Source organism: Halomonas sp. EF61 (assembly GCF_040147045.1).
In the GTDB taxonomy this organism is placed as follows: domain Bacteria; phylum Pseudomonadota; class Gammaproteobacteria; order Pseudomonadales; family Halomonadaceae; genus Halomonas; species Halomonas litopenaei.
Genome location: NZ_JAMSHM010000002.1, coordinates 377,472 through 389,828 on the forward strand (window position 1 = coordinate 377,472; position 12,357 = coordinate 389,828).

The window sequence follows — 12,357 nt, forward strand, 5'->3', positions numbered from 1 at the left end:
TTGGGCCTTTAGGCCACACAGGGCGCCTCTCACCTCTTCCTGCCCTGTCCGGGCGGATCACCACTACTCGCTGGTCAGGATGCCTCGGTGGTGACTCCGCCGCCCTTGCCGGCCTTGCGGCCCTTCCACACGCCGTTGGCGATGATCAGGGTCCAGGTCAGGATCGCCAGCCCCGCCAGCACCATGGCGATGGGCCGGTCGACGAAGGCCATCAGGTCGCCGTCTGACTTGAGGATCGAGCGCATGAAATTGCTCTCGATGATCGGGCCGAGAATAAAGGCCAGAATCAGCGGACCCAGCGGGAAATCGTTCTCCATCAGGAATACGCCGACCAGCCCCAGGCCGAGCATCACCCAGACATCGAACATGCTGTTGTTGGCGGAGAAGGCCCCCACGATACAAAACATCAGGATCAATGGGTAGAGAACGCCAGTGGGCACGGCCAGCAGCCTGCCGGCGCCCTTGATCGCCATCAGCCCCAGCGGCAGCAGCAACAGGTTGGCCAGCACGAACACCATGAAGATGGCGTTGACCAGAGCCCCCTGCTCGGTGAAGACGTCGGGGCCCGGGGTGATGCCCTTGGTGGTCAGCACACCGATGATGATGGCGGTGACGGTATCACCCGGAATGCCGAACACCAGGGCCGGGATATAGGCGCCGGACAGGGCCGCGTTGTTGGCGGCGCTGGCCGAGACCAGCCCTTCCGGATGGCCGGTGCCGTACTTCTGCGGCTCCCGCGACAGCTTGCGACTGATGGCGTAGCTGATCCAGGAGGCGATGTCGGCGCCGGCGCCCGGCAGTGCACCGATCATGGTGCCGAGCAGCCCGCCACGGGCGACGCCGCCCTTGTAGCGCCAGGTGGTACGGGCCACGCCGTCGAGCAGCTTGCCCTTGGGCGTTTCCACCCTGGAGGCGCGCTGCCCGGCGTTGGGCAGGCTGCGCAGCAGCTCGGTAATGGCGAACAGGCCGATCAGCACCGGCAGCAACGAGATCCCCGCGAGCAGGTCATAGCTGCCCATGGTGAAGCGCATCTGGCCGGACACACTGTCCATGCCGATCATCGCCAGCGACAAGCCGATCAGCATCGAGATGGCGCCCTTGAGCGGATCACCGCCGGCGACCAGGATCGCGCAGGACAGCCCCAGCAGCGCCAGCCAGAAGTACTCGTCGCTGGTGAACTGCAGCGCAAATTCGGCGATCCGCGGGGCAAACAGCGCCAGCACCGCGACCCCGATGATGCCACCGAGCATCGAGCAGGTGACGTTGATACCAAGCGCCAGGCCAAGCTTGCCCTTCTTGCCCATCAGGTAGGCTTCGTCGGCGTAGACCGCCGACGCGGGCGTCCCCGGCATGCGCAGCAAGGCACCGGGAATGTCACCGGCGACGATCGCCATGGCGGTGGCGGAGACGATGGCGGCGATGGCCGGCAGCGGCTCCATGAAAAAGGTCACCGGCACCAGCAAGGCGGTTGCCATGGTGGCGGTGAGACCAGGGATAGCCCCCATGAAGAGTCCGAACAACGAGGCGGCGACAATCACCAAAAGCACCTCGCCGTCGAGCACCATGGCAGCGGCTTGCATCAATTCATTCATCAGTAGAGCACCCGTTCAAGCAGTCCTGCCTCCAGCGGCACGTGCAGAAGCTGTGCGAACAGCATCCAGATCACGGTCGTGGCAATCACCGCGATCAACAGCGCACGCCCCCAACCACGACGGTGATAGGCGCGAAACAACAGCGTCAGAAGCGCCACCGCAACGATCGGAAAACCCAGCAGCGGCGTGAGCACCACGTAGGCGATGACACTGGCGACCACCGCCGCCAGCGCCAGCACAAACGCTCGGCCGGATACCTTAGAGGTCCAGCGCGCCCAGGGCTGGCGTTGGCGCAGGCCCTTGAGCACCAATAGCCCTCCCATCAACAGCAGCAGGGCCCCCACCACCTTGGGGAAGGTGCCGGCGCCATAGACCTGGCGCGGCAGCGGACTCAAGTCCGCGGAAGCGACGATGAGGGCGGCCCCGAGGGCCGCCGCCATGGTTCCCGATACCGCGTCACTGGTACGCATGATGACGATCTCCCGGGCGTTACCGCACCTTTGTCAGTGCGCCGCCGATGCGGCGCTCAATCGGGTGTATTGCAGACTGTGCCAGCCGACCGCTCGGTGAGCTTTCTGTCACCGAGCGATCTGTCACTGGGCCCTCGGTTACTGGGCCTTCAGTTACTGGGCGTTCAGTTTCTGGACTCTCGGTTACTGGGCCAGGCCAAGCTTGTCGATGATGGAGGCGTTGTTGGCATCCTGTTCGGCCATGAATGCCTCGAAACCTTCCGGGCCTTCCCACACGGCGCCGAAGCCACGACCGTCCATGAACGACTGGAAGTCCTCGGAGTTCCACACCGTCTCGGCGGCGCTCAACAGGCGCTCGGAGACGTCTTCAGGCAGACCCTCGGGGCCGACCAGGCCACGCCAGGAACCGTGAGACCAGTCATCACCGGTCACCTCGCCGGCCGCCGGGATATCCGGGAAGGCTTCTTCGCGTTCACTGGACAGCACCGCCAGAGTGCGGACGCGGTCGGATTCGCGCATGGACTCGGTCTCCGGCAGCGACGAGAAGACGATGTCGACACCGCCCGCCGCCAGCTCCTGCAGGCCCGGCGCGGCGCCTTCGCTGGGTACCAGATTGACGGTATTCGGATCGATGCCCTGCTGATCGAGGAAGCCGGCGAACGACAGGTGGTAGGCAGCACCTGGCGCAGAACCCGATACGGTGTACTCGTTGGGTGACTCGGCCAGGTCGGACAGGGCGTCTTCCAGGTTCTGCCAGGGCGACTCGGCGTTGACAGTGAAGGCCGCATAATCGAGGTTGAGCAGCGCGATCGGGGTAAAGTCCTCGTAGGACAGGTCGGCGGTGCCGATATGGCGATAGGTCGCGATCTCGGCGGTGCCCAGGCCCAGGGTATAGCCATCGGGACGCGCCATCTTCATCGCCATGTGGCCGACCACACCGGAGCCACCGGTACGGTTGACCACGTTGACCGGCTGCCCCAGCTCTTCCTGCAGACCGGCGGCAAACTGACGACCGACAGCGTCGGTGCCGCCACCGGCGGACCAGGGCACGATCAGGGTGATCGGCTTGGAGGGATAGTCGTCACCGACGGCAACCGTGGAGGTGGCCACCAGCAGGGAGGCGCAAAGCAGGCGTGGGAGCGTTCGCATGAGTTATCTCTCTTGTCGTCGAGCGTCTGGGGATCCGGTCAAGGTCGTGGCGACCCGCCACCGGAAAGAACGCTTGCAAGAGTGCCGCCGCGACGCCAACTAGACAAGTTATTACAACTTATACTTTATGCTAACGGGCCCCGTAGGCGAACCGTCACCGCCACCTGACGAGAGGAAAAATCGATCGCCGGCATCTCATTAAAACCTTGTAATTACAACACTCTAAACAATTTACCAGTCGTAAGCACCGGGCTTTCCAAAGTTCTCTTTGACAGCAGCTCCCTGCCCACAAGACCAAAGTACCATGCCCACTTGTTAGTATTTGTTTGAAGTCCATCAGGCGCTAGGCTAAGGTTTATCCCACAATCCCAGGCTGGTCGCGCTGCGCCCTCCTTTCTCCTATCAACATCCATGATGCGGCCTGTTGCAGGCCCGATTCGTTCAGGAGCACTTCATGTTCGCCGATCTCAACGACAAGACCGTCCTTATCACCGGCTCCACCAAGGGCATCGGTCGTGCCGCCGCGGTGGCCTTCGCCCGCCAGGGTGCCATCGTCGGCATCAACAGCAGCCAGAAGGACAGCGCCGCCGAGGAGTTGATTGCCCAGCTGGAGTCCGAGGGTGCGCGCTTCGCCTACTATGAGCGCGACCTGACCAAGAGCGGCGAATGCGAGACCCTGGTCAACGAATTTGTCGAGCAGTTCGGCAGCCTTGACGTGCTGGTGAACAACGCCGGCGGCCTCGGCGTTCGCAAGGGCCTCGAGTCGCTCGAGGACGACGACTTCAACCTTGTGATGGACCTGAACCTGCGCTCGGTGATCATGACCACCCGCTTCGCCATGCCGCACCTTAAGGCCTCCGCCGAGAAGCGCGGTGAGACCGCCAGCGTCATCAGCACCGGTTCCATCGCCGGTCGCGAAGGCGGTGGCCTCGGCGCCTCTCTGTACGGCGGCTCCAAGGCCATGCTGCACAACCTGCATCGCAACTGGGTGAAGGAATTCACCAAGGACAACGTGCGCTTTAACATCGTCGCTCCGGGCACCATCGACACCGCCTTCCACGCCGACAAGAGCGCTGAGGTGAAAGAGAAGATCGCCTCCACCATCGCCATGGGCCGCCTTGGCACCTCCGAGGAGGTTGCACCGTCCTTCCTGTTCCTGGCCTCCCACGCTGCCAGCGGCTACATCACCGGCCAGGTGATCGACGTCAACGGCGGCCAGATGTGCCCCTGAGGCATATCGCAGCATCCCGGGCCACCGGCGTGGCGGCGCTGTCGACGTCTACCCCTTGAGCCCCGAGCGGCCGGACATGCTTCCGGCCGCTTCGCTATCCACTCCCCTACTCGGCGTTCGTGCGTACTGCGATCGCAGGTTTCGTGCGTGTCGACCCCGGTTTGGCAGCGGCCGCCCCTTGCCACCTTTCATCATCTTCACTGCGCAATAACAGGAGTCCCCATGACAATCGAAGGTCATCATCTGATCGGCTTTTCCTCGGTGGCCGGTTCCACCGACGGACGCACCATCTCGGCGGTCAACCCCGCCTCCGGCGAGACCCTTGCCCCGGCCTACCCCCTGGCGGGCCGGGCCGAGGTGGAGCGCGCCTGTCAGCTGGCCGAGGACGCCTTCCTGGCCTACCGCCGCCTGCCGCTTGGCGACCGTGCGGCCTTTCTCGAGGCGGCAGCCGACAATATCGATGCCCTCGGCGACACCCTGACCGAGCGCGCCATGGCCGAGACCGGCCTGCCCAGGGCACGCCTTGAAGGCGAGCGTGGCCGCACCTGCGGACAGCTCAGACTGTTCGCCGAGGTCCTGCGCAGCGGTGACTATCTCGACGTGCGCATCGAGGACGCCCTGCCCGAGCGCGCGCCCATGCCGCGTCCCTCCCTCGCCCAGCAGCAGGTGCCGCTGGGTCCTGTGGCGGTGTTTGGCGCCAGCAACTTCCCGCTGGCGTTCTCGGTGGCCGGCGGCGATACCGCCGCCGCGCTGGCCGCGGGCTGCCCGGTGATCGTCAAGGCCCACTCCGCCCACCCCGGCACCTCGGAGCTGGTCGGGCGCGCTTTGCAACAGGCCGCCAAGAGCAGCAACATGCCCGAGGGCGTGTTCTCGCTGCTCTACGGCAGCGGCAGCGAGCTCGGCCAGGCCCTGGTCAAGGACCCACGCATCCAGGCGGTAGGCTTCACTGGCTCGCGTAACGGCGGCACCGCCTTGCTGCGCACCGCCCAGGCGCGCCCCCAGCCGATCCCGGTCTACGCCGAGATGAGCAGCATCAATCCGGTGCTGCTGCTGCCGCAACACCTGGAAGCCAACGCCGAGGCCCTGGGCGACGCCTTCGTCGCGTCGCTGACCATGGGCGCCGGTCAGTTCTGCACCAACCCGGGGCTGATTTTGGCACTGTCCGGCGCCGCGCTTGAGCGCTTCGTCGAGCAGGCCGGTGCCGCGGTACGCGAAGCCGCCCCACAGCTGATGCTGACCCCCGGCATCCACGCCGCCTACGAGCAGGGAGTCGCCCAACTCGTCGACCAGCCGGGCGTCAGCCTGGTCGCCAAGGGCAAGGCCACCGGCCATCTTGCCTGCCCCTGCCAGCCGCACCTGCTGCGCACCAGCGCCAGTGACTTCATCGGCAACGCCGCTCTGCATGACGAGGTCTTTGGAGCCTGCGCGCTGATCGTCGAGTGCGACTCGGTAGCACAGATGCAGCAGGTGCTGACCGCGCTGGAAGGCCAGTTGACCGCCACGGTCCACCTCGAGGAAGCCGACTACGCGCTGGCCGACCAGTTGCTGCCGCTGCTTGAGCGTCGCGCCGGTCGCATCCTGTTCAACGGCTGGCCCACCGGCGTCGAGGTGTGCCACTCCATGGTCCATGGCGGCCCCTGGCCCTCGACCTCCGACTCGCGCACCACCTCGGTGGGCAGCGCTGCGATCCAGCGCTTCCTGCGCCCGGTGTGCTACCAGGCGATGCCCGAGGCCCTGGCCCCGGACAGCCTCAAGGCCGACAACCCTCTGGGGCTGACCCGCCAGGTGAACGGCAAGCGCTAACTCAGCGTTCTTTCTTTTTCTCCTTCTCTGCTTCTCTACAACAGGCGACGCCAGCCCACCGGCGTCCCTGGCGCACCATCAACGAGGCCCTCGCCACCGGCGAGGGCCTTTTTTGATGGTGTCGATCTGAGCTCCAGCGGGCCCCGACTTGTCGCGTCTGCCCAGAAATGCCCCCAAGATGCCCCTGAGACACCCCGGAGATGCCCTTCAAGGACCAAGCTCGCCTAGGCTAGGCACATCCTTTACATACAAGAGGCTCGCCACGATGAGTAAAGGCTACGTCTTTCCATCCAACCGTTCCCAGGCGGTACGCCTACCAGAGGCAGCCGCTCTTGCCGAGGACGTAAACAGGGCTGTTTTCGTCTCCACAGCTCAAAGAGGCGCTCGCACTCCTGCCGACAAGACCTGGGACGACTGGTTTGACGCGGAGGGAGCGAGCGAAGACTTCATGGAGGATCGTGGGCAACCAGGCCACTCGCCCGCCCCTTCCGCTCGGCGTCATGAACCAAAAAAAGCGCCTGACCCGGGCGATGTGCCGTCGGACAGGCGCTGAAGTTTCCTGCTCTGGAATCTGTACGGGCCTCAGGTCGTGTTCTGGCTACCCTTCAACTGCACCGGCTTGCGGATCGCCAGGAAGTACACGAAAACCCCGGTCAGCACGATGAAGAACAGGCTGTCTGGCTGGGTCACGAAGACCGTCAGGTCACCGTTGGACAGGGTCAGGGAACGGCGCAGGTACTCCTCGAGGCCCGGGCCGAGGATAAAGCCGAGCAGCAGCGTTACCACCGGATAGCCGTGCTTTCTCAGGTAGAAGGCCAGTACCCCCATGACCAGCGTCATCATCATCTGGAAGGTCGAGTAGGTGGCCACGTAGCTGCCCACCACCGCCAGCATGGCGATCGAGCCAAACAGCACATCACGGCGAATGCGCACGATGCGGATAAAGTAAGGCCCGAGCAGGTACATGGTCAGCGGAATCAGGATCAGCGCGCTGAAGATCAGTGCCGCCAGCATGGGCGCGATCAGCCCGGCCTGGGATTCCATCAGCTGCGGCCCCGGCTGGATGCCGTTGATGACCAGCACACCGAGCACGATGGCGGTGATCGGGTCGCCCGGGATACCGAAGGTCAACATGGGCACCAGGGCGCCGCCGCAGACCGCGTTGTTGGCGCTTTCCGCCGCCGCGATCCCCTGGGGATTGCCCTTGCCGAAGCTGTCCGGCTCGCGCGAGGTACGCACCGCTTCCACGTAGGCCAGAAAGCCACCCATGGAGCCCCCGGCTCCGGGCAGCGTGCCTACCAGATAGCCGATGGTGGAAGACTTCAGATAGCAGGCCGCGCCGATACGACGGATCGCCGAACGCGACGGGATGAAGTCGCGGCGACGAATCTTCGCCACTCCCTTGAGCTTATCGCGAATGGCCTGGGCCTTGTCGTTCTCGGCAAGCTGGGTCAACAGCTCACTGATGGCGAAGGTACCGATGATCACCGGCATCAGGTCGATTCCCGCCGCCAGGTCACCCATGCCGAAGCTGAACCGGGCCACCGGCACCATGGCGTCGAGCCCCACGGTGGCAAGCATCAGCCCCAGACAGGCGGCGATAGCCGCACGGCGGACATTGCCCCGCTGGGCGATGACGATGACGATCAGCGCAAACAGGATCAGCGCGCACTTGCCGGTGGTCTGCACCAGCAGCGACAGGTCGGCGATCAAGGGCGCCAGCAGCACCAGCAGTACCGCCCCGAACACGCCGCCGATCATCGAGGCGAAGGAGGCATGGCCCAGCGCCAGAGGCCCTTCGCCGCGCTGCTGCATCGGGTAGCCCTCCAGCGCCGTCATCATCGACGAGGGAGCACCGGGAATATTGATGGTGGTAGCGGTGATGCTGCCACCACACATGCCGGCCATATAGATGCTGGCACAGGCCATCAGCGCCGTGGTCACGTCCAGGCTGTAGGTCAGCGGCAGCAGCAGCGCCAGCGCCAGGGTCGCGGTCAGGCCAGGAATCGCCGAGAACACGGTGCCGATCAGAAAGCCAGCCACCACATAGAACAGCACCGTGGGATTGAGCAGCAAACCGAAGCTCGCCAGCACCTGGGTCAGGAAGTCCATGGGTCACCCCCGGCGTGTCGCCCGGCAGCGAGCGCCGAGCGGGTTGCATCAGTCGTCATGGCTCACCCCCAGAGTGTCGGTAGACGGACGTTGAAGACCTGGTTGAACAGCACGAAGCCCACCGCGGTAATGGCCAGCGCGATCAGGGCCTTGCTCAACCACTTGTCGAGCCCCGAGAACAACAGCATCACGCCCAGTACATAGACCAGGGTGGGCAGCACATAGCCGAGTGACTGAAACACCAGGACATAGACCAGAGTCGCCAGCATCAGGGTCAGCTCCGGCGAAAGACGACGGGCCCTCGGCCTATCGCCTTCATCGGCCGCGTTGTCCCGATCCAGGGCACCGGCGCTGCGCACCGACGACCACCACTGCAGCACGCACAGCACGGTGGCCAGCACACCGATCAGCAACGGAAAGAAGGATGGCGTCAGCTTGCCGGCCTCCAGCGGAGGCCCCATCGCCAGGCCACCGATCAGGTAGCCCAGGGCCAGCAGCGCCAGCACGCCGTGGAAACGGATCGCGCCAGCACTGGAGCCAGGGCCAAGGCCAAGCGCACGCGCCAGCAGAGATGAAGATGAACGAGACATGCGAAACCTCTCTCGGCCCCCAATGACGGGAGACCGACAACACAGTGTTCGTTGGAAGGGAAGTGAAGCGGGCCGGCAGAGGCAGGTGCTCTACCCGCCCGCTCCAGATGGAGGCAGGAAGCGGAAGGTCGCTGCGTGAAGCTCAGACATGTTTCACCGGACTTTTCACCGGACTTTCCGCCCCGGACCTTGCACCCCGGACTTACAGGTCCAGCTCATCCATGGCGGCGAAGGTCCGCTCCTGGTAGCTGCCGATCCACTCGTTGACTTCCTCGCTGCCGAGCCAGCCCGGGGTGACACCGATACTGGTGACCCACTGCTGGAACTCATCGCTCTGATAAGCCTCGTGGTAGGTCGACTCCAGGGTCTCGATGGCGTCTTCCGGGGTATTGGCCGGCGCCGCCAGCACGATGAAGCTGCCGGTCTCGAGATCCACGTCGAATTCGGAGATCGGCGGCACCTCGGGATAGGCCGGGTTCTGCGAACCGGACAGCTCGACCACGCCAAGCGCATCACCCGAGGACAGGATTCCGGAGAAGTCCCCCAGGCTCGAGATGGCGGCGTCGATCTCGCCGGACAGCAGCGCCTCGGCCTCGGCGGTGGACGACCCCGGATAGGAGATCACGTTGAATGTGACCCCGGTGGCCGCCTCCAGGCGACGTACCGCCAGGTAGGGACCAGAGCCCTGGGGCGCCACACCGATGCGCACCGTGCCGGGATTTTCCCTGGCCGCCTCGATCAGCTCCTCGTAGGAGGTGAAGCCCGACTGCTTGGATACCACGATGGCGTCGGCTTCCTGGGTCACACGGGCGAACGGCTCGAGCTTGTCCAGCGAGTAGCCGGGCACCATGTTGCCCCGCGGCAGGGTGACGACGCTGTCGTAGGTCAGCACACCGATGGTGTGGCCGTCGGGACGCGCCTTGGCCAACTGCATCAGGCCGGTGGCGGTCACCGCCCCGCCGATGTTCTCGACGTAGATCGAGGTCGGCAGCGACTGCTCGGCCAGATTGCTGATCTTGCGCGAGATCGCATCCGCGCCGCCGCCGGCGGGCCAGGGCACGATCATGCGGATGTCACGCTGGGGGAAGTCGGCCTGGGCCGTGGGCACGGCGACGACCGCGGCCAGCGCCACACCGGCCAGGGTAGCGCCGGTCGCCCCCTTGATCAGGCGCTTGCGCAGGGTCGTGCTGAGGGTGGCGTTGAGGGGAGTGAGAGCAAACATGGCGACTCCTGGAATTATTTTGTGATTGTGTGGGGATAGATGAGGCGGCGCTTGTCTGGCCGCGCGACTGCTGCTTCAGCCGCGAGACTTCTGCTCGCGCAGGTAGGCCTGGTATTCCTCCTGGGCCTGTTCGTTCGGCGGATAAAGACCGATGACCGCCGCGCCGTTGTTGACCTTGTCCAGCACGTAGGCTTCGAAGGCCTCCATGCCACTGGCTTCTTCGGCGATCTCGTCGGCCAGCTCGAGCGGCACCACCATGACGCCGTCGCCGTCGCCGACCAGCACGTCGCCGGGATAGACCGGCACGCCGCCACAGCCGATGGGCTGCTGGATATCCACCGCGTGGTGCTTGGTCAGGTTGGTCGGGGCGCTGGGCTTGGTGCAGAACACCGGCATCGACATGCTCTCGGCGTACTCCGAGTCACGCACACCGGCGTCTGACACAAAGCCCGCGCATTCGCGCACCTGCAGGCGGGTCAACAGGATGCTGCCGGCACTCGCGGCGCTGGCGTCCTGACGGCAGTCGGACACCAGTACGCGGCCAGGCGGCACACTTTCCACCGCCAGACGCTGGGGGTGCTCCGGATCACGGAAGGCAGCCACCACGTCCAGGTCTTCGCGGGCCGGGATATAGCGCAGGGTGTAGGCCTGCCCCACCATCTTGACCTGGCTCTTGTTCATGCGACCGACGTTCTGGATATAGGTGTTCTTCAGACCCCGCTTGTGCAGCAGGGTGTGCAGCGACGCCGTCGAAGCCCGCATCAGTCGCTCGCGGGTCAGGTTGGACAGCTCTGCGTGGGGGTAATCGTTGATGATGCTCATGGGCTCCGCCTATCGCTGGCAAACTGGGTTGTTCGTTGACGGAGTCACTATAGGAAGCGCCGGAAGGCTTTTCAAACAACTTTTTACAACTTGGCTTTCACCTTGACCTTAACACGGCACTCGAGACCACACCGAGAACCCGAAACATTCCATTTAAACGTTTAATTTCAATTATTTGAAAAACAACTTCCACTCAGGATCGATCAATATGCCTGCTCCTTAGACATAGGTCTAATAAGAAAGAATTTGTCTTTAAAAGGTACAAGATGTGGTCGAGACGGAGCACTGCCATCCGCACGATGCCCCTCCCCGGCCTTTCCCGCGCCCGGGATGCCCACTAGGCTGATACCCCCCGTTGCTATACATGCCTGTCCGATCACTCAGGAGATTTTCGATGGCTGTACTGACGACCTTTGCACTCGACGGCAAGACCGCCCTGGTGACAGGCGCGAGACGCGGCATCGGCGCGGCCATGGCGCTGGGCCTGGCCGAAGCCGGTGCCGACATCATCGCCGTCAGCACCAGCATGACCGCCGACGGCGGCGACCTGGGCGAGCGAGTTCGCGCCCTGGGGCGAGACTGCACAGGGATCGCCTGCGACCTGTCGGACCGCAGCGCGCTGATGGCGATGGTCGAGCAGCTTGCCGACCGGCGTATCGATATCCTGGTCAACAACGCCGGCACCATCGAACGCGCCCCCGCCACCGAGCACACCGATGCGCTGTGGGACAGGGTCATCGACGTCAATCTGAGCGCCCCCTTCGTGCTGACCCGAGAGATCGGCAGGCAGATGGTCGCGCGAGGCAGCGGCAAGGTGATCTTCACCGCCTCGCTGCTGTCGTTTCAGGGCGGCATCACCGTGCCCGGCTACGCCGCCAGCAAGGGCGGCATCGCCCAGTTGACCAAGGCCTTCGCCAACGAATGGGCCGCCCACGGGGTCAACGTCAACGCCGTCGCTCCTGGCTACATCGCCACCGACAACACCCAGGCACTGCGCGACGATCCCGAGCGTTCTCGCGATATCCTCGCGCGCATCCCCGCCGGTCGCTGGGGCGACGCCGCTGACTTCAAGGGACCGGTGGTGTTTCTGGCCTCCAGCGCCTCGGACTATATGCACGGCAGCGTGATGACCGTGGACGGCGGCTGGATGGGGCGATAGGCAGGAGGACGCACCATCGCGCCCCCCTCAAGCAAACGCCCCCGACGAAGACGTCGGGGGCGTTGGTTGTCAGGGGCGCAACGTGTCCCCTTGCCTGCTCGATGCTAGGGCTTGTCTGAAAAGTGCCTGCGCTCGGTAATACGGCGTTAAAAATCGGATCAAAATGCTCATTTACACCCCGTAAACTGCGCTTTCTCACCGATTTTT

The 12,357-nt window shown here is 64.5% G+C and carries 11 protein-coding genes; 4 read left to right on the forward strand and 7 right to left on the reverse strand.

The features are described from left to right. Window positions 1-74: 74 nt before the first annotated feature. The 3 genes from NFI08_RS10630 to NFI08_RS10640 form a co-directional block, all read right to left on the reverse strand. A complete protein-coding gene (locus NFI08_RS10630) occupies window positions 75-1,592 on the reverse strand; it encodes a tripartite tricarboxylate transporter permease (RefSeq protein WP_231498536.1) in 1,518 nt (505 codons plus the stop codon). Further along, on the reverse strand, window positions 1,592-2,062 hold the full coding sequence (locus NFI08_RS10635; protein WP_222515337.1) for a tripartite tricarboxylate transporter TctB family protein: 471 nt from the start codon (window positions 2,060-2,062) through the stop codon (window positions 1,592-1,594). The genes NFI08_RS10630 and NFI08_RS10635 overlap by 1 nt, the downstream gene beginning before the upstream one ends. A 183-nt stretch (window positions 2,063-2,245) precedes the next feature. Beyond that, window positions 2,246-3,211, reverse strand: a complete 966-nt coding sequence (locus tag NFI08_RS10640; protein WP_286985186.1) for a Bug family tripartite tricarboxylate transporter substrate binding protein — start codon at window positions 3,209-3,211, stop codon at window positions 2,246-2,248. A 454-nt stretch (window positions 3,212-3,665) separates the two neighbouring features. Here NFI08_RS10640 and NFI08_RS10645 point away from each other — a divergent pair, with 454 nt between their 5' ends. The 3 genes from NFI08_RS10645 to vapB all read left to right on the forward strand — a co-directional run bounded on the left by NFI08_RS10645 (window position 3,666) and on the right by vapB (window position 6,798). Then, a complete protein-coding gene (locus tag NFI08_RS10645) occupies window positions 3,666-4,442 on the forward strand; it encodes an SDR family NAD(P)-dependent oxidoreductase (protein WP_222515339.1) in 777 nt (258 codons plus the stop codon). 222 nt (window positions 4,443-4,664) lie between these two features. After that, window positions 4,665-6,245 carry an aldehyde dehydrogenase (NADP(+)) gene (locus NFI08_RS10650; protein WP_349589240.1) on the forward strand — a complete coding sequence of 527 codons (1,581 nt, stop codon included), beginning with the start codon at window positions 4,665-4,667 and terminating at the stop codon, window positions 6,243-6,245. A 265-nt stretch (window positions 6,246-6,510) separates the two neighbouring features. Further along, window positions 6,511-6,798 (forward strand): type II toxin-antitoxin system VapB family antitoxin, encoded by a 288-nt coding sequence (gene vapB / locus NFI08_RS10655; protein WP_349589243.1) that lies wholly within the window; start codon window positions 6,511-6,513, stop codon window positions 6,796-6,798. Window positions 6,799-6,827: 29 nt separating this feature from the next. Here the strand turns inward: vapB and NFI08_RS10660 are convergent, their stop codons facing one another. From NFI08_RS10660 to NFI08_RS10675, 4 genes are all read right to left on the reverse strand, one after another. After that, window positions 6,828-8,357 carry a tripartite tricarboxylate transporter permease gene (locus tag NFI08_RS10660; RefSeq protein ID WP_108449895.1) on the reverse strand — a complete coding sequence of 510 codons (1,530 nt, stop codon included), beginning with the start codon at window positions 8,355-8,357 and terminating at the stop codon, window positions 6,828-6,830. Between the two features lie 62 nt (window positions 8,358-8,419). Further along, window positions 8,420-8,947 carry a tripartite tricarboxylate transporter TctB family protein gene (locus tag NFI08_RS10665; RefSeq protein WP_349589246.1) on the reverse strand — a complete coding sequence of 176 codons (528 nt, stop codon included), beginning with the start codon at window positions 8,945-8,947 and terminating at the stop codon, window positions 8,420-8,422. Window positions 8,948-9,149: 202 nt separating this feature from the next. After that, window positions 9,150-10,169: a Bug family tripartite tricarboxylate transporter substrate binding protein gene (locus tag NFI08_RS10670; RefSeq protein WP_083970552.1), complete on the reverse strand. Its 1,020-nt coding sequence runs from the start codon at window positions 10,167-10,169 to the stop codon at window positions 9,150-9,152. A 75-nt stretch (window positions 10,170-10,244) separates the two neighbouring features. Then, window positions 10,245-10,991 carry a ribonuclease activity regulator RraA gene (locus NFI08_RS10675; RefSeq protein WP_045994114.1) on the reverse strand — a complete coding sequence of 249 codons (747 nt, stop codon included), beginning with the start codon at window positions 10,989-10,991 and terminating at the stop codon, window positions 10,245-10,247. A 394-nt stretch (window positions 10,992-11,385) separates the two neighbouring features. Between NFI08_RS10675 and NFI08_RS10680 the strand changes: the two genes are divergently transcribed. Next, a complete protein-coding gene (locus tag NFI08_RS10680) occupies window positions 11,386-12,150 on the forward strand; it encodes an SDR family NAD(P)-dependent oxidoreductase (protein WP_045994113.1) in 765 nt (254 codons plus the stop codon). The last annotated feature ends 207 nt before the right edge of the window (window positions 12,151-12,357 follow it).

Coding starts and splice junctions, on each gene's coding strand:
- NFI08_RS10630 (WP_231498536.1), bottom strand. CDS start 1,592: ATGAATGAATTGATGCAAGCCGCTGCCATGGTGCTCGACGGCGAGGTG.
- NFI08_RS10635 (WP_222515337.1), bottom strand. CDS start 2,062: ATGCGTACCAGTGACGCGGTATCGGGAACCATGGCGGCGGCCCTCGGG.
- NFI08_RS10640 (WP_286985186.1), bottom strand. CDS start 3,211: ATGCGAACGCTCCCACGCCTGCTTTGCGCCTCCCTGCTGGTGGCCACC.
- NFI08_RS10645 (WP_222515339.1), top strand. CDS start 3,666: ATGTTCGCCGATCTCAACGACAAGACCGTCCTTATCACCGGCTCCACC.
- NFI08_RS10650 (WP_349589240.1), top strand. CDS start 4,665: ATGACAATCGAAGGTCATCATCTGATCGGCTTTTCCTCGGTGGCCGGT.
- vapB (WP_349589243.1), top strand. CDS start 6,511: ATGAGTAAAGGCTACGTCTTTCCATCCAACCGTTCCCAGGCGGTACGC.
- NFI08_RS10660 (WP_108449895.1), bottom strand. CDS start 8,357: ATGGACTTCCTGACCCAGGTGCTGGCGAGCTTCGGTTTGCTGCTCAAT.
- NFI08_RS10665 (WP_349589246.1), bottom strand. CDS start 8,947: ATGTCTCGTTCATCTTCATCTCTGCTGGCGCGTGCGCTTGGCCTTGGC.
- NFI08_RS10670 (WP_083970552.1), bottom strand. CDS start 10,169: ATGTTTGCTCTCACTCCCCTCAACGCCACCCTCAGCACGACCCTGCGC.
- NFI08_RS10675 (WP_045994114.1), bottom strand. CDS start 10,991: ATGAGCATCATCAACGATTACCCCCACGCAGAGCTGTCCAACCTGACC.
- NFI08_RS10680 (WP_045994113.1), top strand. CDS start 11,386: ATGGCTGTACTGACGACCTTTGCACTCGACGGCAAGACCGCCCTGGTG.